18 protein-coding genes, 1 tRNA gene and 1 riboswitch are annotated in these 18,204 nt (G+C 60.5%); of the genes, 7 read left to right on the top strand and 12 right to left on the bottom strand.

All coding sequences use genetic code 11. From position 1 onward, the window contains the following. Positions 1 to 95: 95 nt before the first annotated feature. The 3 genes from AC13RE_RS12665 to AC13RE_RS12655 all read left to right on the top strand — a co-directional run bounded on the left by AC13RE_RS12665 (position 96) and on the right by AC13RE_RS12655 (position 2,576). Entirely contained in the window at positions 96 to 761 is a 666-nt protein-coding gene (locus tag AC13RE_RS12665) for a S24 family peptidase (RefSeq protein ID WP_488563184.1), read from the top strand. 15 nt (positions 762 to 776) lie between these two features. Then, positions 777 to 1,982: a thermonuclease family protein gene (locus AC13RE_RS12660; RefSeq protein ID WP_488563183.1), complete on the top strand. Its 1,206-nt coding sequence runs from the start codon at positions 777 to 779 to the stop codon at positions 1,980 to 1,982. A 180-nt stretch (positions 1,983 to 2,162) separates the two neighbouring features. Then, positions 2,163 to 2,576, top strand: a complete 414-nt coding sequence (locus AC13RE_RS12655) for a tellurite resistance TerB family protein (protein ID WP_015338732.1) — start codon at positions 2,163 to 2,165, stop codon at positions 2,574 to 2,576. 54 nt (positions 2,577 to 2,630) lie between these two features. Here the strand turns inward: AC13RE_RS12655 and AC13RE_RS12650 are convergent, their stop codons facing one another. From AC13RE_RS12650 to AC13RE_RS12640, 3 genes are all read right to left on the bottom strand, one after another. Next, on the bottom strand, positions 2,631 to 3,506 hold the full coding sequence (locus AC13RE_RS12650) for a transporter substrate-binding domain-containing protein (protein WP_488563182.1): 876 nt from the start codon (positions 3,504 to 3,506) through the stop codon (positions 2,631 to 2,633). 135 nt (positions 3,507 to 3,641) lie between these two features. Then, positions 3,642 to 4,217 (bottom strand): acyltransferase, encoded by a 576-nt coding sequence (locus AC13RE_RS12645; protein ID WP_488563181.1) that lies wholly within the window; start codon positions 4,215 to 4,217, stop codon positions 3,642 to 3,644. Positions 4,218 to 4,335: 118 nt separating this feature from the next. Further along, on the bottom strand, positions 4,336 to 5,562 hold the full coding sequence (locus AC13RE_RS12640) for an MFS transporter (RefSeq protein WP_488563180.1): 1,227 nt from the start codon (positions 5,560 to 5,562) through the stop codon (positions 4,336 to 4,338). Between the two features lie 101 nt (positions 5,563 to 5,663). Between AC13RE_RS12640 and AC13RE_RS12635 the strand changes: the two genes are divergently transcribed. Then, complete coding sequence (locus AC13RE_RS12635) at positions 5,664 to 6,572, top strand: LysR family transcriptional regulator (protein ID WP_488563179.1); 909 nt, start codon at positions 5,664 to 5,666, stop codon at positions 6,570 to 6,572. Between the two features lie 6 nt (positions 6,573 to 6,578). On the opposite strand, the gene AC13RE_RS12630 is transcribed toward AC13RE_RS12635, so the two are convergent. Both AC13RE_RS12630 and AC13RE_RS12625 read right to left on the bottom strand, forming a co-directional pair. After that, positions 6,579 to 6,652: transfer RNA gene (locus AC13RE_RS12630), tRNA-Gly, on the bottom strand. A 705-nt stretch (positions 6,653 to 7,357) separates the two neighbouring features. Then, positions 7,358 to 8,452 (bottom strand): 2'-deoxycytidine 5'-triphosphate deaminase, encoded by a 1,095-nt coding sequence (locus AC13RE_RS12625; RefSeq protein ID WP_069611245.1) that lies wholly within the window; start codon positions 8,450 to 8,452, stop codon positions 7,358 to 7,360. Between the two features lie 72 nt (positions 8,453 to 8,524). Beyond that, positions 8,525 to 8,603, top strand: a riboswitch (SAM riboswitch). Positions 8,604 to 8,646: 43 nt separating this feature from the next. Here AC13RE_RS12625 and AC13RE_RS12620 point away from each other — a divergent pair. Next, positions 8,647 to 9,834 (top strand): O-succinylhomoserine sulfhydrylase, encoded by a 1,188-nt coding sequence (locus tag AC13RE_RS12620; protein ID WP_488563178.1) that lies wholly within the window; start codon positions 8,647 to 8,649, stop codon positions 9,832 to 9,834. Between the two features lie 64 nt (positions 9,835 to 9,898). On the opposite strand, the gene AC13RE_RS12615 is transcribed toward AC13RE_RS12620, so the two are convergent. Next, complete coding sequence (locus tag AC13RE_RS12615) at positions 9,899 to 10,612, bottom strand: DNA helicase (protein WP_488563177.1); 714 nt, start codon at positions 10,610 to 10,612, stop codon at positions 9,899 to 9,901. A 611-nt stretch (positions 10,613 to 11,223) separates the two neighbouring features. Between AC13RE_RS12615 and apaG the strand changes: the two genes are divergently transcribed. Then, positions 11,224 to 11,616: a Co2+/Mg2+ efflux protein ApaG gene (gene apaG, locus AC13RE_RS12610; RefSeq protein WP_015338724.1), complete on the top strand. Its 393-nt coding sequence runs from the start codon at positions 11,224 to 11,226 to the stop codon at positions 11,614 to 11,616. Between the two features lie 6 nt (positions 11,617 to 11,622). Here apaG and AC13RE_RS12605 read toward each other — a convergent pair whose 3' ends face one another. The 3 genes from AC13RE_RS12605 to AC13RE_RS12595 all read right to left on the bottom strand — a co-directional run bounded on the left by AC13RE_RS12605 (position 11,623) and on the right by AC13RE_RS12595 (position 14,851). Beyond that, positions 11,623 to 12,612: an Hsp33 family molecular chaperone gene (locus tag AC13RE_RS12605; protein ID WP_132715758.1), complete on the bottom strand. Its 990-nt coding sequence runs from the start codon at positions 12,610 to 12,612 to the stop codon at positions 11,623 to 11,625. A gap of 48 nt (positions 12,613 to 12,660) precedes the next feature. After that, positions 12,661 to 13,578, bottom strand: a complete 918-nt coding sequence (argF, locus tag AC13RE_RS12600) for an ornithine carbamoyltransferase (RefSeq protein ID WP_069611241.1) — start codon at positions 13,576 to 13,578, stop codon at positions 12,661 to 12,663. 73 nt (positions 13,579 to 13,651) lie between these two features. After that, the gene (locus AC13RE_RS12595; protein ID WP_132715756.1) at positions 13,652 to 14,851 is read right to left on the bottom strand and encodes an aspartate aminotransferase family protein; all 1,200 of its coding nucleotides are present in this window, start codon (positions 14,849 to 14,851) and stop codon (positions 13,652 to 13,654) included. A 424-nt stretch (positions 14,852 to 15,275) separates the two neighbouring features. Here AC13RE_RS12595 and AC13RE_RS12590 point away from each other — a divergent pair, with 424 nt between their 5' ends. Next, positions 15,276 to 15,812 (top strand): GcrA family cell cycle regulator, encoded by a 537-nt coding sequence (locus AC13RE_RS12590; RefSeq protein ID WP_112336597.1) that lies wholly within the window; start codon positions 15,276 to 15,278, stop codon positions 15,810 to 15,812. Between the two features lie 91 nt (positions 15,813 to 15,903). On the opposite strand, the gene phoB is transcribed toward AC13RE_RS12590, so the two are convergent. From phoB to pstB, 3 genes are read right to left on the bottom strand one after another with little or no spacing between them, the layout of a single operon-like run. Next, the gene (gene phoB, locus AC13RE_RS12585) at positions 15,904 to 16,587 is read right to left on the bottom strand and encodes a phosphate regulon transcriptional regulator PhoB (protein ID WP_004128368.1); all 684 of its coding nucleotides are present in this window, start codon (positions 16,585 to 16,587) and stop codon (positions 15,904 to 15,906) included. A 31-nt stretch (positions 16,588 to 16,618) separates the two neighbouring features. Then, on the bottom strand, positions 16,619 to 17,332 hold the full coding sequence (phoU, locus tag AC13RE_RS12580; protein WP_037155605.1) for a phosphate signaling complex protein PhoU: 714 nt from the start codon (positions 17,330 to 17,332) through the stop codon (positions 16,619 to 16,621). A 51-nt stretch (positions 17,333 to 17,383) separates the two neighbouring features. Then, entirely contained in the window at positions 17,384 to 18,199 is an 816-nt protein-coding gene (gene pstB / locus AC13RE_RS12575; RefSeq protein ID WP_488563176.1) for a phosphate ABC transporter ATP-binding protein PstB, read from the bottom strand. Positions 18,200 to 18,204: the final 5 nt, after the last annotated feature.

Raw genomic sequence — 18,204 nt, 5'->3', positions numbered from 1 at the left:
CTATTCCTATGCCGGTCTTTACTCGCCAAAATGCCTCGGTTAACCTTTTCTAAAGAACAGAGCGCCGGGCGAGCCGGCGCGGATACCGAGCGGCGATGCTGTCACACGAGCAGATATGGGGTGCGATCGACCGGCTTGCCGAGCGGCATGCCTTGACCCCTTCCGGCCTTGCCCGCCGCGCCGGACTTGACGCTACCTCATTCAACAAATCGAAGCGGCTTAGCCAGGACGGACGTCTCCGCTGGCCCTCGACGGAATCGATCGCCAAGATCCTGGATGCGACCGGAGCAAGCCTGGAACAATTCCTGAGCTTTATCCGCCCGGCCGAGCCACCGACCGCAGCACGTGCGAACGGATTCCTGCCCTCCGGCACCTCCATCCCGCTGATCGGCTTCGCCCAGGCGGGGGCTGGCGGCTTCTTCGATGATGGCGGCTTTCCCGCCGGGCAGGGCTGGGACATAGTGGAATTTCCCGTCGCTGCCGGGCACAGGACGGGCGCCTATGCGCTGGAGGTGCAGGGCGAGAGCATGTTGCCGCTTTATCGCGACGGGGATATTCTGATCGTCGAGCCGGGAGCCCAGATCAGAAAGAACGACCGCGTCGTCGTGAAGACCCGAGAGGGCGAAGTCATGGCCAAGGTCCTGCTGCGGCAGAGCGCCAAGTCGATCGAGCTTTTGTCGCTCAATCCGGAACACCCCAACCGCAGCTTCGATCTTGCGGATGTGGAATGGATTGCCCGGATCATATGGGCCAGCCAATAGGAAAGTATTCTCGTTATGCGTCGTGATATTTGGCTCGCAGGTGTGGCAGGCGCGGTCGTGGGTTCTTGGTTGACCCTGGTCGCGGTACAGTTCGCGGGGCATGGCTTCGATCTGCACGGCCGTGGCAACACGACTGCAGACAACAAGCCAGCCGCGACGACGCAGAGCGACACCGCCAAGGCCGAAACCACGTTGCCAAAGGCTATCGAGGCACCCAAGCCTGCCGAAGCGACGAAGGATAAGGCAACGATCCTGGCGACCGCGTCCCCTTCAACAAGCAGCTCTGACAGCAGCCCCGAGCTGTCTGCCACTGTCATGGCGGCGGCTGCCGCGGCGGGTGCCGGCGACGATGCGAAGGTCGAGGAAACCAAGATAGCGGCCGAGCCGGTGAAGCAACAGGACATTAAGGTTCCTACCGATCCCGCGCGCTCCAACGACATGTCGACGAAGCCAGAGGAAGCACAAGTATCGCCGCCCGCAGCAGATACCGCGAACGGCAAGGGCGCTGCCGCCCCTGCACCGCAGCCAAATGAGGCCAAGCCGGACAAGACGGCTGTTACTTCATCGGACACAGCATCTTCCGGTGAAGCCAAGGCCGATCCTGCTCCGGACAACCGGATACCAGCCGATCAGATCGATAGGCAAACGGCGGCGGCCGAACATCGAACCCTATCGCCGGTATCGCCGCAGCAGCAGGCTCAGCCCATGCCTCAGTCTGAACCTCAACCTCAATCCGAACAGGCAGCGATTGATCCCGCATCCAAGCCGCAGGAGCAGACGACGACGATCGAACTCGTCCGTCCCTTCTCCGATCAGGCTGGTATATTGACTATCGGCGGTAGAAGCGTGCAGCTCACCGGTATCATTCCGACCGATGTCGATCGGATGTGTACCGGCCCGAGCGGAAAGGACTGGCCCTGCGGCCAGGCAGCACGCACGGCATTCCGCATGTATCTGCGCGGACGCTCCATCGATTGCGACGTGCCCGATGCCAATTGGAAAGGCACGGCCAAGGGCGCCTGCCGCTATGTCCGGGTCGATCTCAGCGCCTGGCTGGTCCGCTTCGGCTGGGCCGATCCGGAGCCTGGTTCGCCGCTCGCGGCTCTCGTCGATGAAGCCAAGGAAAAGAAGCGCGGCATCTACGGCGACGACCCACGCAAGGGCGGAAAATCGACGCTTGCACCGCCTCCGGCCAAGGAAGACCCGCTCAATCCCATCTGACGCCTTGCTTCCGCCACTACAGCGCCTGCGCGTCATATATGACGCGCAGGCGCTGTAGCACTTTTAATCGGCTGTATAATTTTGTCCTTAAATCGGTACCGATTTAAGGAATTATGCAGTAGCTTTTGCCATGAGATACGCGACTTTTCAGTCTGCCAAATTCAAAGGACTTCGCCTGTCATGAACAAGCCGCTTTCTGCTCACGAGGCCCTGATCTACGTTATGGTACTGGCCTCGGCCGTCGACCGCACGATGAACGACCGGGAACTCAGCCGCATCGGAGAGCTCATTCACGCCCTGCCGGTCTTCAAGGGGTTCGACGACGAGAAGCTGATTTCCGTGTCCCGCGATTGCGCCAAGCTGCTTTCGAACAATGAGGGATTGGACATCGTGCTCGAAACCGTGCGCGATACGCTTCCCGCACGTCTGTACGACACGGCCTATGCGCTCGCCGTCGAGGTCGCTTCGGCCGACCTGTCAGTCAAGGCCGAGGAGCTACGCCTGCTCAGCCTGCTCCGCGACCGCCTGGGCCTCGACAAACTGACCTGTGCGGCCATCGAGCGCAGCGCCATCGCCCGCTATCGCAAGGCCTGAGGTATCACGCATTCCGGACGGAAAAACGCTGCGCGGTTTCCTGAAATTACTGAATCAGTAAAGCCCGTAAGGAAAATAGCGCAGATAGATTTCCTGCAGCCTGCCATCCCGTGAGAGGGTGGCAAGCGCATGATTGATCGCCGCCGTCAGATCGGCATCCTGCTGGCGCAGCATGATGGTCATGCCTTCGCCGAGAAATTGCTGCGACAGGTAGGGACCGTCAAAAAGGGCGCAGCATTTTTCCGCCGCCGGCGACGAGACCCAGAAGGAAAGCTGCAGGCCATCGGCAAATGCCGCATCGACCTTGCCGTCCTTGACGGCGGCCAGAAGCCCGTCCTTGTCATCGAAGGGCACCGGCTTGATCGCCGGGAAGAAGGCCGCCAGCATCGCCGCATGCACCGTTCCCTTGACGACGCCGACCGGATGTCCCGACAGCGAGGCGGCGGTCGTGCCGCTGATCGATGCCTTGAGATTGCGCACGAAGCGGGCCGGCAACATCAGGAAAGGCCGTGAAAAGGCGAAAGTCTTGCGCAGCTCGGGCGTAACCGCCACGCCGGCGATGATGGCATCGCCTTGCGAAGCGGCAAGTGCACCCTGCAATTCGCCGAAGGGCAAGGCCTGGATCTGGCATTTGTCCGATATTGCCAGCTCATCGCAGATCTTGCGCGTCAGCTCGACATGGAAGCCGGTGAGCTTGCCATTCTGATCGAGGAAGTTGAAGGGCGGAAAGTCGATCGACGTCAGGAAGCGCAGCCTGACCAATGAGGACAGATCCGGCTTCGGCAGGCGCTCACGCGCATCGAACAGGATCGGCAGGCTCTGCGGCTTCGTCTCCTGAGCGGCAACCGGCACGGTGCAGGATAGAGCGATCAAGGCCGCAAGCGTCAGGTGCCGGGCGACTGACATGATCGACGAAAGGCAAACACGCATGGTCTGGATACGGCCTCCGGTCGTGGATGCACATTCTGATTCACCAATCCGATGTAGCAGAGACAGGCCGCAGGGGGAATATCGCGCGATTAATGATGACTGAAACGGCGCTGGGATGGGTGGCTTTGGAGCCTTTTACTTTTTCGGCAGAACGAGCCGTTCAATCTTTCCCGACCGGCTGCCTTCAGCTTCTCCGCGCCGCTTCAACAGTCTCGCCGGAGCGCCGACATAGATGCCGTAAGGCTTGGTCCGGCCCTTGACGACGGCGTTGGCGCCGATAACGCATCCCTTGGCGATATGGGAGCCACCGAGGATCTTGGCGCCCGCCCCTATCCAGACATCGTCCTCAATGACGATCGGCTTCTTCGTCACGCCCTGAAGGCGGATCGGCTGCGAGATGTCATCGAAATTGTGATCGAAGGAGACGACCATTGCATGGGCGGCGATGCGCACATCATTGCCAATCACAATCCCGCCGCGGCCGAGCAGAATGCTGTAGTCGTTGAAGGAGACATGATTGCCGATTTCGATGCTGCCTTCTTGCGCATCGATGATGACGCCCTTGCGGAAATGCACTCTTTCCCCGATGCGGACATCGCCCCGCTTCCAGATGATTTTGGTGCCGAGAGGTACTTTGGTGCTGCGGGCAATCTTCAGCGCACCGCTTCGAAAGAGTGCTCTCAACCTGTAAAACCATGCAATGCCACGCATTTCGACGCTCCTGACAAGGAGCGCCCGTTCTTACACGCTTGTCTGACGCCCGCCTGAATGCGCTACAGATGGCGATGCGGCAGTGCATTCACAAGTGCCGTCCCATTGCCCGTGCTGTTCAGATGCGCGCGGCAAGGCCTGTGATCAACGCAATCACGCCGAAGCCCGCGGCCCCTGTACAGACGGCAACCCAGCCGCCGAAATCCCAGGCAGTTCCGGCAAGAGCCGATCCCAGCGCGCCGCCGAGAAAGAATATGCCGACAAAGAGGCCGTTGATGCGACCGCGGGCTTCCGGCTTCAGGAGATTGACGGCGCGACGACCCAGGGTCTGATCGCCGGTGACGCCGACATCGAGCAAGACCGCGCTGACGCCCAGAAGGATCAATAGTGCCACAGAGTCGCCGGACCGTATTCCACCCACCCAGGCAGCCAACGCCATAGCGGCAAGCACGATCAGATGCGACGCCAATGTCGCCGTCCGTGTCCAGCCCCTGTCGCCCATGCGGCCGAAGACAGAGGTCGCCGCTGCACCACCGGCGCCAACGAGGGCAAACAGCGCGATGCCGGACTGGCCGAGTGAAAATGGCGGCTGCGCCAGACGCAGGGCGACGGAGGTCCAGAACAGGCTGAAACTCGCCATCATCAAGGCTGCAGTGAAGGCACGCAGCCGCAGCACCGGCTCCTCCCGCAGGAGCCCGAAGAGCGAACCGATCAAGGCCCCGTAACTCGCGTTGATCAGAGGGCGCCGCTCCGGCAGGCGTAAGGCAAGCACAGCGGCGAGCAGCGCAAGCGTTGCGGCACTCAGAGCATAGAAACTTCTCCAGCCCCAAAAGTCGGCAATCAAGCTCGCCAGAGGGCGCGAGACAAGAATGCCGACCATGACGCCGCTCATGACATTGCCGATAACCTGGCCACGATGTTCAGGCGGCGCCATCGCTGCCGCGATCGGCACGAGGATTTGGATGGCGGAACAAGCCGCTCCCAGCAGGAAGAGGAAGATCAGAAGGCTCCAGCCCGTCGGTGCGAAGGCGGCGGCAATAGCCATGACCAGAGCCGAGAGAAGCATGCGCAGCACGAGCTGCCGGTTTTCCATGAGATCCGCCAGCGGCACCAGAAAGAACAGGCCGGCGGCATAGCCGAGCAGCGAGGCCATGGCCACCAGGCCGGCACCGCTTTCGGAAAAGCCGAGCGACGGGCCGATGATGCCGATCAGCGTCTGAGGCGCGAAGAGATTGAGGATGATGACGCCGGTAGCGATGGCGAACAACAAGGTCGAAGGAGCGGCCGCCGTTGTGGAAACCTCTCCCTCCGGCTCGCTCGTCATGCGTTCGGGGACTTGCGACATGAGCTCTCCAATAATCCTTGATAATAAAGATAGCCATGTTTATCGCTTTGTCGCATAATGCAGCAATTGAAATGAACTAATAATGATTATGCGAGTTCGGCATGAACATTCATGATCTGGAAGCCTTCGTCGCCGTGGTGGAAACGGGTTCGATCGTTGCCGCCTCGGCGCGCATCAATCTGACCCAGCCCGGCATCACCCGACGCATACAGAACCTGGAAGACAGCCTCGGCATCGCCTTGCTCGACCGGCAGTCGAAGCCCCTACGGCCGACCGCGGCGGGACGCGAAGCCTATGAGCATGGGCGCCGCGTGTTGCGCTCGCTCGACGATCTCAAGGCCGGCGTTTCGCCCGGCGGCGCGATCGGCGGCGAATTCCGTCTCGGGATCATGCCCTATCTCTCCGAAGCGGCCTTATCCGCTCCGCTTGATGAATTGCGCAGCCAGTTTCCGCAATTGACGCTGCGCATTGTCACCGGCTGGTCGCCGCAGCTGATCGAGCAAGTCGCTCATAGCCAGCTCGATGCAGCAACCGTCTGCTTGGCGGAAGGGTTGCAGCCGCCAGATAATGTCGTCGGCGAGATGCTCGGAGTCCATGCCGTCATTCTCGTCGCGGCGCCGTCGCTCGGCGTTCCCAAGCAACCGAGACTGGAAGATCTCTCCCGTTTTCCCTGGATCATGAACCAGAGCGGCTGCGGCTTTCGCGCCTTCATTCAGCATCGCTTCGAAGCCGAACGTCTGCCCTTTGATGTCGGGGTCGAGGCCATGAGCGCCGATCTGCGCATGTCGCTGGTCGCACGCGGGCTCGGCATTGGCGTCCTGACGCCGGCCGCACTGACGGACAGCCGCTGGCGCAATGCCGTCGAGATCGTCGAAGCACCGGATTTCAGCCCGGAAGTCGTCAACTGGCTGGTGCATCGTCCGCCGGCCGGGCGGCTGGCGCGACCGATCGCAATCTTTGGAGATGCGCTAAAGGAAGCGCTGAAATCGAAGAAACCGCTTCTGACGTGAAGATTATGGAGCGGGCGAAGGGAATCGAACCCTCGTATTCAGCTTGGGAAGCTGCTGCTCTGCCATTGAGCTACGCCCGCCTGACACCCTGAGATGTCCAACAGTTGGCGGCCCCTGTCAAGATCAGTGAACCGGCTTCTCCCGTCTTCAATGGATCAATCACCGCCGACGGGCATCGGAAATGTACTTGGCCATTAAAACACGTTTCCTAGCAATGGCGCGGCAGAATAAGAAACATTGCGGGAAGTATCATCGTTCCGAACAAGGCGCCGTTCGAAATATATGGCAGAAGACGTTTGCGCTTCGGCTTTTTGCGACTTCTCGGTTTCGGAAGAGGGCCGTACGGGCCTTCACCATTTGACTGAAAATAAAAGAAACCAATTGCCATATGTATCAGCACGGCGACAACGGCGATCGATAGTATGACAACGGTGCGAGCCCATGCACTCGCGGCGCATTCCACCTGCCGATCGTCTATGTTGAGACCCGTAGCAATCTTGACGACTCCGATAACCGGCAAATACGCGAACAAATACACGAGCATCATATATGCCGCCCCGAGCCGGCCGGTTGGATCACTCGGTAATTTCATATCCGCCCATCCGAATAGACAGCTGAGACTTCCATTTATCGCCACAAATTTATCCCACGAGATGTGGGGGCGCTCTGCTTCCACCACAAGATGAGTTCATTACATTCTTTGCGCGAGATTATAGCAAAAGGGGCGCCTGATATTCATCGGACGTCCCAGTAGACAGCACCTATCGCTTTCCCAAAAAGGGTCACTAGAGCCGGAAGTGCTTCGAGAGCTTCAGGCCCTGTGCCTGATAGTTCGAGCCGAGGCCGGAGCCGTAGAGGCTGCTCGGCTGTTCCAGCATGTGTTCGTAGATCAGGCGGCCGACGATCTGGCCGTCTTCCAGAATGAAGGGTACTTCGTGGCTGCGCACTTCGAGCACGGCGCGGCTGCCGCGGCCGCCGGCCGGCGCATGGCCGAAGCCGGGATCGAAGAAGCCGGCATAGTGGACGCGGAATTCGCCGACCAGCGGATCGAACGGCGTCATTTCGGCGGCGAAATGCGGGGGAACATGCACCGCCTCGCGCGAAACGAGGATGTAGAATTCGTCGGGATCGAGGATCAGCTCGGTACGGCCGCGGCTATAGAGCGGCTCCCAGAAATCGAAAATATCGTGCTGGGCCTTCTTGTCGACATCGACGACGGCCGTGTGATGCTTGCCGCGATAGCCGATCAGCCCTTCCTTGTCGCCGGCAAGGTCGATCGACAGAGCGATGCCGCCGCCGGTGATGTTCGGCTTCTTGCTGGCAACCAGTGTTTCGCTCTCGTGCAGCGCCAGCAATTCCGGCTCGGTGAGCAGGGCCTGGCCGACGCGGAAGCGGATCTGCGACAGGCGCGAGCCGCGGCGCACGACGATCGGGAAGGTACGCGGGCTGATTTCGAGATAGAGCGGGCCGGAATAGCCGGCTGGGATCTTGTCGAACTCCTGCGCCCGGTCGGTGATGACGCGGGTGAAGATGTCGAGACGGCCGGTCGAGCTCTTCGGATTGGCCGATGCCGACATATCTTCGGGCAGGTCGAGGCGCTCCATCAACGGCACGATATAGACGCAGCCGGTTTCCAGCACCGCGCCTTCCGAGAGATCGACGACATGCAGCTTCAGCCGGTCGAGCTTGTCGGCGACCAGATGCGACGGGCCGGGCATGAAGCTGGCGCGGACGCGGAATGCATGCGAGCCGAGCCTGAGGTCGAGGCTTGCCGGCTGGATCTGATCGACGTCCAGTTCTCTCTCGCTCGTCAGCCGGCCTGTTTCAAACAGCGCTGCAATGGCCCGGTCGGCCAGAATTCCAGTATTGCGAGCCATCATGCTTCTCTCATAATTTGCCGCAGACAAAACCAAACTCAGGGAATTGACGCAAGCCGTCAACGGCAGTATTGCAACTTATCCCGTGGTGATTTGGCCGGTCGGCTTGCAGCCACGTTAAACAAATGGCTAAAAAGACCGGGGTTGAACCGGTCTGCTTTTGCGACCGGTTTTTTTGTTTTGAAAGTGGTGATGGCATGAGCAAGACTTGGCGCCCCGCAACCCAGCTCGTTCACGGCGGAACACTCCGCTCGCAATTCGGCGAGACCTCCGAAGCAATCTATCTGACCCAGGGCTTCGTCTATGACACCTCGGAAGCGGCGGAAGCCCGCTTCAAGGGCGAAACGGATGGGTTCATCTACGCCCGCTACGGCAGCCCGACCAACGACATGTTCGAAAAGCGCATGTGCGCTCTGGAAGGCGCTGAAGACGCCCGCGCCACCGCTTCGGGTATGGCCGCTGTCTCGGCCGCCATCCTCTGCCAGCTTAAGGCCGGCGATCATATCGTTGCAGCCCGCGCCCTCTTCGGCTCCTGCCGCTGGGTGGTCGAGACGCTCGCGCCGAAATACGGCATCGAATGCACGCTGGTCGATGGCCGTTTCACCGAGAACTGGGAAAAGGCCATCCGCCCGAACACCAAGGTCTTCTTCCTCGAAAGCCCGACCAACCCGACGCTGGAAGTGGTCGATATCGCCGCTGTCGCCAAGCTCGCCAACCAGATCGGCGCCAAGGTCGTGGTCGACAACGTCTTTGCAACGCCGCTCTTTCAGAAGCCGCTGGAACTCGGCGCTCATATCGTCGTCTATTCCGCCACCAAGCATATCGACGGCCAGGGCCGTTCGCTCGGCGGCGTCATCCTCTCCGACAAGCAGTGGATCGACGAGAACCTGCAGGACTATTTCCGCCATACCGGACCGGCCATGTCGCCCTTTACCGCGTGGACGCTGCTGAAGGGCATCGAGACGCTGCCGCTGCGCGTTACACAGCAGACGGCGAATGCCTCCAAGGTTGCCGATTTCCTCGCCGAGCAGACCAACAAGGTCGCCCGCGTGATCTATCCAGGCCGCAAGGACCATCCGCAGGCCGATATCATCGCCAAGCAGATGAGCGGCGGCTCGACGCTGGTCGCCTTCGAGCTGAAGGGTGGCAAGGAAGCGGCCTTCAAGCTGCAGAACGCGCTTGAAATCGTGAAGATCTCCAACAATCTCGGCGACTCGAAGAGCCTGATCACGCATCCTGCCACGACCACGCACAAGAACCTTACCGACGAGGCCCGCGCCGAGCTCGGCATTTCGCCGGGCACCGTGCGCTTCTCCGCCGGCATCGAGGACAGCGCCGATCTGGTCGAGGATTTCGCCCGCGCTCTCGAGCAGGTTTCCGCCTGATATCCGTCGAGCCGCCCGGATTTTCTCCGGGCGGCTCGATTGCCCTTGGACAATTGGCAGCCCGTCAGATGGCGACCTTGAATTCCACCAGGCCGTTGTTCAGGAAGACCATCTTGTCGAACAGCTTGAGATCCAGCGGATTCGGCAGGCGAACATCCGCAAGATCGGGCACGGGCTTCAACGCGGGATCGTAGGAACGGTCGATCTGCGAGATGAAGACGACGATAATGCCTCTGACGCGCGCAAACGCCTTCAATATCTGAACCTGGATCATTAATTCCGGATTCTCCCGCTTCTGATCCAGCAGCTGCAGAAAATCGACCACCGCCAATGTACCGGGCGCCGCCGCAGTCAGCCTCTCCACGATATAATTGGCGCTGATGGCATCCGAATTGTCGAACTCGAATAGATCAGCAAATTCCGCATGATCGGCACCGATGACCGGAAAACGGTCCAGAACGACCTTTTCGGTGTCTTCCAGCGTGAAGAAGATGCCACGATTGCCAGCCTTCATGGCTTCGACGGCGAGCCTCAGGCTCATCAGGGTCTTGCCGTGACCGCGCCGTGCGCCGATCAGCACCAGATCGCCTGGGCTTAAACGCGAATACAGCTCGCCGACGGGCACGGCTGAGTTCGTTTTGCTCGCAAGCAAACTCCAGCCTCCGAAACCCTCGACGGCCGCGACACGATCCAGCGCGGCGTGCAAGGGGATGTTCTGCTGGCGGGACAGGAGCCTCGCCTTACGTTTCAAATGATAAACAGGGGCAGAAAGCCTCATATAAACCTCCTATTGCGAGCAATGACCGCAACCCCTCCTTATGCCAGGCGCTCAAACAGTCGGTTTGGATATCGACGGCCCTGCATGAAATATACTTTCCCGAACGGAGGGGGGAGGCATGGGCGATGCCAGAATCAGATGATAGCCGAAATCCTCCTGCAGGGAAATCTCATCCAAGCCCTGTCAGAGGAACATATAAAAGGAATGGGGGTTATATGGCCCGGAGGTTTTGATGCCGGGCGATCAGGTTGACCGTCGATCACAGAAGTCCACGGACAATCGTGGCAAGCGTTTCCTGAGTACGGAGGATGCGCCTACCTCTACTCCGGCAGATAAGATCAAATCACGGTGACCTAGGATACTTGGAGATGACTTCGTTAACCTTCAACATGAACCGCAATAGCTGGAATCGAAACCGTCCCAACCGTTCACGCAAGATTTCATTACGTCGTTCCTTGACGGAAAGCATCGGTTATAGGATACCGCTAAATATCCTGCACTTTGCGGGAATGGTGGAAAGCGGATAATATGCCGCAAACTTGAAAATGCTGAAACGGCGATGCGGCTTCAAGGAGCTCTCGACGTTTCAGGGCAGTGGCAAGGTGTCAGGCATGTATCGCGCCCTAACACGCGACATCGAGGTGGTTGTAGAGCCGTTTTATCTGGAGGAGCAATCCGATCCGGATGATGACCGTTATGTCTGGGGATACCGCATCGTCATTTCCAACCACTCGAAGGAAGCCGTGAAGCTGGTAACGCGCTATTGGCACATCACCGACATGAACGGCATCGTGGATGAAGTGACAGGCCCCGGCGTGGTCGGGGAGCAGCCGCACCTGAAGCCCGGCGATACCTATGAATATTCCTCGGGCTGCCCACTGGATACACCGTCAGGGATGATGTTCGGTCATTACCAGATGGAAACGGACGGCGGGGAGCAATTCCATGTCAAGATCCCCGCCTTTTCACTGGATACGCCCAACCTGCTGCGTACGCTGAACTGAGCGACCTCAGGCCACCTCTATTTCCGACACTTCGAAGCGATAGGTCGTCGAGCAGAACTCGCAGGTGACGGCGATCTCGCCATTCTCCTGGCTGGCCTCGATCTCCTCGGCTGTGAAACCTTTCAGGACGCCCTTCAGCTTGTCGCGCGAGCACGAACAGCGGTCATAGACGGCCTTCGGTTCATAGACGCGTACGCCGCGCTCGTGGAAGAGGCGATAGAGAAGCCGCTCGGTGCCGACCTGCGGATCCGTCAGCTCATCTGCATCGATGGTTTCCACCAGGCTGCGCGCTTCCGCCCAGGCATCGTCCTCGGCATGATTACGCGCGCCGGTATCGCCATCGCCGCCATGCAGGTCCGGCTGGCGCATGCGCTCGGGCGCTTCCGGCAAGAACTGCGCGATCAGGCCGCCGGCACGCCAGCGGTGACGCGGCTTGCCGTTCTCATCGCGATCGAAGAGCTCTGCAGCACCCAGACGCACGCGCGTCGGGATCTGTTCCGACTGGCGGAAATACGTGCCGGCAATCTCCTCCAGCGAAGCGCCATCAAGCGCGACAATGCCCTGATAAGGCTGACTGAAGCGGCCCTGATCGATGGTAAAAGCGAGCACGCCCTTGCCCAGCAGCTGCTCAGGCTCGGTTCTGCCTTCCGCAACTGCCTTTGCCAGCGCTTCTTCATTGAAACGCGCATAGGCCCGGACGTTTTCCGGCGTCGAGAAATCGGCGACCAGAAGGTCGACGGGACCGTCGCCCTTGGTCTGCACGGTGAACTTGCCTTCGAATTTCAGCGACGTACCGAGCAGGACGGTCAGGACAATGGCCTCGGCGAGAAGCCGCGCAACCGGCGTCGGATAATCGTGCCGGGCAAGGATCGTGTCCAGCAGAGGACCGAGCTGCACGGCACGGCCGCGCACATCCAAACCTTCCACCTGGAAGGGAACGACATGATCGTCACCGGCGAAATCGAACTGACCCAGCGAGGCGGCATTTTCTGCCATTAGCTTACTCCTACTGCGCCCGCGCCCTTGAGACGCGGCTTGATATCTTCAGATCGCGCCCAGGCACCAAGCAAGAATCGACTTTTGCGCATGAAGGCGGTTTTCCGCCTCATCAAAGACAACGGATTGCGGGCCATCGATCACCTCGTCCGTCACCTCCTCCCCGCGATGGGCGGGCAGGCAATGCATGAACAACGCGTCTTTGCCGGCCTGTGCCATCAAAGCCTTGTTGACCTGATAGGGCTGGAAGACGTTGTGACCGCGTGCCCGGTGCTCCTGATTCATGGAAACCCAGGTATCGGTTACCACGCAATCGGCGCCGGCGACCGCACGGTCTGCATCATGCGAGAGCATGATTTCGGCGCCCTCGTTGCGGGCCCAGTTCAGATAGTGATCCTTCGGCTCGGAACCAAGGGGTACCGCCATATTCATGCGATAGCCGAAACGGGCGGCCCCTTCGATCAGCGAATGCAGCACGTTATTGCCGTCTCCGGTCCAGGCAAGCGTCTTGCCCTTGATCGGGCCGCGATGCTCTTCGAAGGTCATGATATCGGCCATGATCTGGCAGGGATGCGTGTCGTCGGTCAGCGCATTGATGACCGGAACGGTCGCATGTTCCGCCAGCTCCAGCAGGCGGGAATGATCGGTCGTGCGGATCATGATCGCATCGACATAGCGCGACAGCACTTTCGCCGTATCGCCGATCGTCTCGGCGCGGCCAAGCTGCATTTCGGTGCCGGAGAGGAACAGCGTCTCGCCGCCGAGCTGCCGCATGCCGACGTCGAAGGAGACGCGGGTTCGGGTGGACGGCTTCTCGAAGATCATCGCCAGCATCTTGCCGGCAAGCGGCTTGTCGGCCGTGCCGGCCTTCTGCGCGCTCTTTCGGACGATCGCGTCATCGATGATGTTGCGCAGATCGGCAGCCGGGACGGCAGAGAGATCGAGAAAGTGTTTCGGAGAAGCCATGTCCTTACCTGTACTCCAGAAAAAACAATAACGCCCGCGTGGGGCAGGAACGCCCCGACAGCGGGCGTTGAATTCAAGCCGATTTCTTGGTGCGGGCAGCGCGCGCACGCTCGGCAGCGCGCTCCAGGCGAGCGAAACCTTCGCGTGCTTCCTCGGCAGTGACGACCAGCGGCGGCAGCAGGCGGATGACGTTATCGCCGGCCGGAACGCCGAGCAGACGCTCGGCACGGATCGCCTGCAGCAGGTCCGCCTGCGGAATGGCCGCCTTGATGCCGAGCATCAGGCCTTCGCCGCGAACGTCCTCGATGATGTCAGGAAAACGATCCTTGAGCGAGGCGAGCCCCTGGCGGAAGACCAGCGAGACATCGCGCACATGCTGCAGGAAGCCTTCGGCAAGCACGATATCGAGAACCGCATTGCCGACTGCCATGGCAAGCGGATTGCCGCCATAGGTCGAGCCATGCGTGCCGGCCTTCATGCCGGAAGCAGCTTCTGCCGTCGCAAGGCACGCACCGAGCGGGAAACCGCCGCCGATACCCTTGGCGACCGCCATGATGTCAGGCTTGATGCCGGACCATTCATGGGCAAAGAGCTTGCCGGTACGGCCGACACCGCACTGAACTTCGTCGAGGATCAAAAGCAGGCCGTGCTCATCGCAGATCTCCCGCAGCCCCCGCAGGAATTCGTTGGTCGCCGGGCGGATGCCGCCCTCGCCCTGAACCGGCTCGATCAGGATCGCAGCCGTCGCATCCGTGATGGCGGCGCGCACGGCATCGAGATCGCCGAACTCCACCTGGTCGAAGCCCGGTGCCTTCGGGCCGAAGCCTTCGATATACTTCTCCTGGCCACCGGCGGCGATCGTTGCGATGGTGCGGCCGTGGAAGGCGCCTTCGAAGGTGATGATATGGAACTTCTCGGGATGCCCCTTGGCGAACTGATAGCGCCGCGCAGTCTTGATGGCGCACTCCAGCGCCTCCGCGCCCGAATTGGTGAAGAACACCTTGTCGGCGAAGGTCACCTCCGTCAGCCGCTTCGACAGCTTCTCCTGGCCGGGCACCTCATAGAGGTTGGACAGGTGCCAGACCTTGTCGGCCTGCGCCTTCAGCTCGGCGACAAGATGGGGATGAGCATGACCGAGCGAATTGACCGCGACGCCGGCTGCGAAATCGAGGTAGCGTTCGCCATTCTCAGTGACCAGCCAGACGCCCTCGCCTCGCTCGAACCGCAGCGGAGCGCGCAAGTAGGTGTCGTAAAGCGGCGTGGTCTCGGCCATGGCCATATCTCCTGATCACAACTTTAAGGACCGATCGCTTCCATTTGATGAAACGGGTCCGAAAAAATCAAAAATGCCGCCTTGCGGCGGCTTGGGCACTATTGATGTTTTGCACCGCGATGTCAACAAAACTGCCGTTTTAGCAGGTGCGAGAAAACGCTTGCCGGCAAAAGAGATGCATCGGGCGGCGCCTATGGCAGAAATGCCACGCCCGGACAGCAAGTTGGGGAAAACCTCGAAATCGATTCCTCAAGATTCCCGCGACTCTTGTCACGGAGTCAGCCTCACACTAGGTTAAAAACCAATTGCTAGACTGCATGCGGCGGAACTAGTCACCACAATTTTAGAGCGTTTCGCGCCTCGATACCATGCGAGGCAATGGTGAGGGATTCTGCCATCGGAAACGCGACAGCGGAGACAGGGCATGAATTGGACAGACGAACGCGTCGAGAAGCTGAAAAAGCTATGGTCCGAAGGATTGAGCGCCAGCCAGATCGCTGCGCAGCTCGGTGGCGTGAGCCGTAATGCCGTTATCGGCAAGGTACATCGCCTGAACCTCCCCGGCCGAGCGAAGGCGGGCGGCACGACAACCGCAGCGCGCACGCCGAAGCGAAGCGCAGCGGCACCTCGCGCTGCGACCTACGGATCGCGCGTTGCTACCCGCACGGTGGTTGCCCGCCAGCAGGGCGCAACCATGCTGAAGGAAGAGATCGAGATCGATTCCGTCAATGAAATCCAGTATCGCCCGGCATCGAACGTCGTCGTTCCGATCTCCCGCCGCCTCGGCCTGACGGAACTGACGGAGCGCACCTGCAAGTGGCCGGTCGGCGATCCGCTGAAGGACGATTTCCATTTCTGCGGCAACGAAAGCCCAGATTCATCGCCTTACTGCACCTACCATCAGCGCCTGGCCTACCAGCCGGTGCATGAACGCCGTCGGCCAGCGCAACCACGCGGCTGAGACGCGCCATCGATGAGATAAAAGAAACGGGCCCTTGGGGCCTGTTTTCTGTTTCCGCCGCTATGTTGAATGCCTGATCGGGGATACCCGATCAGGCCTCCATGGAGTAGCCCGCGCCGCGAACGGTGCGGATGACATCCTGCATATTGGAGAAATTGAGCGCCTTGCGCAGGCGGCCGACATGGACGTCGACCGTGCGTTCGTCGACGTAGATATCGTGACCCCATACGCCGTCCAGCAGCTGCGAACGCGAGAAGACGCGGCCCGGCGAGGACATCAGGAACTCCAGCAGGCGGAATTCCGTGGGCCCCAGCCGCACTTCGCGGCTCTTGCGGTGGACGCGATGGGTTTCGCGATCCAGCTCGATATCGCCGCAGCGCAGCACCGTGGAGAGAACCTCCGGGCGGGCACGCCGCAGCATCGCCTTGACGCGGGCCATCAGCTCCGGCGTCGAGAACGGCTTGACGACATAATCGTCCGCGCCGGTCGAAAGCCCGCGCACGCGCTCGCTTTCCTCGCCGCGCGCCGTCAGCATGATGATCGGCAGACGCTCCGTCTCCGGCCGCATACGCAGCCGGCGGCAGAGCTCGATGCCGGACACGCCGGGGAGCATCCAGTCGAGGATCAGGAGATCGGGGATGCGCTCCTGGAGACGCAGCTCGGCCTCATCGCCTCTGAGGATCGTGTCTACCTCGAAGCCTTCGGCCTCAAGATTGTAGCGCAGCAGAACGCTGAGCGCTTCCTCGTCTTCTACAACAGCAACTCTCGGAACCATGCGCCTATGGTCTCCTTTCTTCGCTTTCGGATTATTCCGTCACTGCGCCGACGGTATTGGCGGTATCGTCCTTCGGGCGCTCGCCTTCCGGCTGCGCGCCCGTCGCCATGTAATAGATCGTCTCGGCGATGTTGGTGGCATGATCGCCGATGCGCTCGATGTTCTTGGCGCAGAAAAGAAGATGCGTGCAGGTGGTGATGTTGCGCGGATCTTCCATCATGTAGGTCAGCATCTCGCGAAAGAGCGAGGTGTACATGGCGTCGATTTCCTCGTCGCGTTCGCGGATCGACACGGCCTTGTCCGGCGAGCGGGTCGCGTAGACATCCAGAACTTCCTTGAGCTGGCTCAGCGCCAGTTCGGAGAGATGCTCGATGCCGCGAGCGAGACGGCGCGGGACACCGGTGCCCTGGACGGCGATGACGCGCTTTGCGGTGTTCTTGCCGAGATCGCCGACGCGCTCCAGATCGGAGGCGATGCGGATCGAGCCCATGATTTCACGCAGGTCAGCCGCCATCGGCTGACGGCGGGCGATGGTGACGATCGCCTTGTCGCCGACTTCGCGCTCGGCATGATCGAGAACGACGTCGTCGGAGATGACCTTCTGGGCCAGGGCAGTGTCGCTGTTGACCAGCGCGCGTACGCTGTCGCTAACCATCTGCTCTGCCAGGCCGCCCATTTCAGCAATGCGGCGCGTCAGGAACTTCAGGTCTTCGTCATAGGCAGAGAGAATGTGAGTGGAGACCATTTTTCTATCCTCAAGGTGAACTGTGTGAAATGAGCCGCGCGCCTGACATCATCAACCAAAACGGCCCATGATGTAATCCTGCGTGCGGAAATCGTCGGGATTGGTGAACATCTTATCGGTGTCGTTCTCCTCGACCAGGTGGCCGAGATGGAACATTGCGGTACGCTGCGAGACGCGGGCTGCCTGCTGCATGGAGTGCGTCACGATGACGATGGTGAAATTCTCCCGCAGTTCGTGGATGAGATCCTCAACCTTGGCGGTTGCGATGGGGTCGAGCGCCGAGCATGGCTCGTCCATCAGGATGACTTCCGGACTGACCGCGACGGCGCGGGCGATGCACAGACGCTGCTGCTGACCGCCGGACAGGCTCGTGCCGGCATCATGGAGCCGATCCTTCACCTCGCCCCAGAGACCGGCCTTCTGAAGACTGCGCTCGACGATATGCTCGAGATCGGCCTTTGAGCGATGCAGGCCATGGATGCGCGGGCCGTAGGCGACGTTCTCATAGATGGACTTCGGAAACGGGTTGGGCTTCTGGAAGACCATGCCGACGCGGGCGCGCAACTCCACCACGTCGATGCTGTCGTCGTAGACATCCTGATCGTCGAGCGTGATCTTGCCGGTGACGCGGCAGGTCTCGATCGTATCGTTCATGCGATTGAGGCAGCGCAGGAAGGTGGACTTGCCGCAACCGGAAGGGCCGATCAAAGCCGTAACCGTATTCGCGCGGATCTTCAAATTGACGTCAAAGAGCGCCCGCTTGTCGCCGTAGAACACAGAAACGTCCTGGCCGATCATCTTGTAGGGGATCGTCATCATCTTCCTGGACAATGCTTTTTCGCTGGCGGCTTCCGTCATCATGTTCATTTCGT

The sequence above is a fragment of the Martinezella sp. CNPSo 3959 genome, from assembly GCF_057784355.1.
This window is presented reverse-complemented; position numbering and strand designations above follow the sequence as displayed.

Coding starts and splice junctions, on each gene's coding strand:
- AC13RE_RS12665 (WP_488563184.1), top strand. CDS start 96: ATGCTGTCACACGAGCAGATATGGGGTGCGATCGACCGGCTTGCCGAG.
- AC13RE_RS12660 (WP_488563183.1), top strand. CDS start 777: ATGCGTCGTGATATTTGGCTCGCAGGTGTGGCAGGCGCGGTCGTGGGT.
- AC13RE_RS12655 (WP_015338732.1), top strand. CDS start 2,163: ATGAACAAGCCGCTTTCTGCTCACGAGGCCCTGATCTACGTTATGGTA.
- AC13RE_RS12650 (WP_488563182.1), bottom strand. CDS start 3,506: ATGCGTGTTTGCCTTTCGTCGATCATGTCAGTCGCCCGGCACCTGACG.
- AC13RE_RS12645 (WP_488563181.1), bottom strand. CDS start 4,217: ATGCGTGGCATTGCATGGTTTTACAGGTTGAGAGCACTCTTTCGAAGC.
- AC13RE_RS12640 (WP_488563180.1), bottom strand. CDS start 5,562: ATGTCGCAAGTCCCCGAACGCATGACGAGCGAGCCGGAGGGAGAGGTT.
- AC13RE_RS12635 (WP_488563179.1), top strand. CDS start 5,664: ATGAACATTCATGATCTGGAAGCCTTCGTCGCCGTGGTGGAAACGGGT.
- AC13RE_RS12625 (WP_069611245.1), bottom strand. CDS start 8,452: ATGATGGCTCGCAATACTGGAATTCTGGCCGACCGGGCCATTGCAGCG.
- AC13RE_RS12620 (WP_488563178.1), top strand. CDS start 8,647: ATGAGCAAGACTTGGCGCCCCGCAACCCAGCTCGTTCACGGCGGAACA.
- AC13RE_RS12615 (WP_488563177.1), bottom strand. CDS start 10,612: ATGAGGCTTTCTGCCCCTGTTTATCATTTGAAACGTAAGGCGAGGCTC.
- apaG (WP_015338724.1), top strand. CDS start 11,224: ATGTATCGCGCCCTAACACGCGACATCGAGGTGGTTGTAGAGCCGTTT.
- AC13RE_RS12605 (WP_132715758.1), bottom strand. CDS start 12,612: ATGGCAGAAAATGCCGCCTCGCTGGGTCAGTTCGATTTCGCCGGTGAC.
- argF (WP_069611241.1), bottom strand. CDS start 13,578: ATGGCTTCTCCGAAACACTTTCTCGATCTCTCTGCCGTCCCGGCTGCC.
- AC13RE_RS12595 (WP_132715756.1), bottom strand. CDS start 14,851: ATGGCCGAGACCACGCCGCTTTACGACACCTACTTGCGCGCTCCGCTG.
- AC13RE_RS12590 (WP_112336597.1), top strand. CDS start 15,276: ATGAATTGGACAGACGAACGCGTCGAGAAGCTGAAAAAGCTATGGTCC.
- phoB (WP_004128368.1), bottom strand. CDS start 16,587: ATGGTTCCGAGAGTTGCTGTTGTAGAAGACGAGGAAGCGCTCAGCGTT.
- phoU (WP_037155605.1), bottom strand. CDS start 17,332: ATGGTCTCCACTCACATTCTCTCTGCCTATGACGAAGACCTGAAGTTC.
- pstB (WP_488563176.1), bottom strand. CDS start 18,199: ATGAACATGATGACGGAAGCCGCCAGCGAAAAAGCATTGTCCAGGAAG.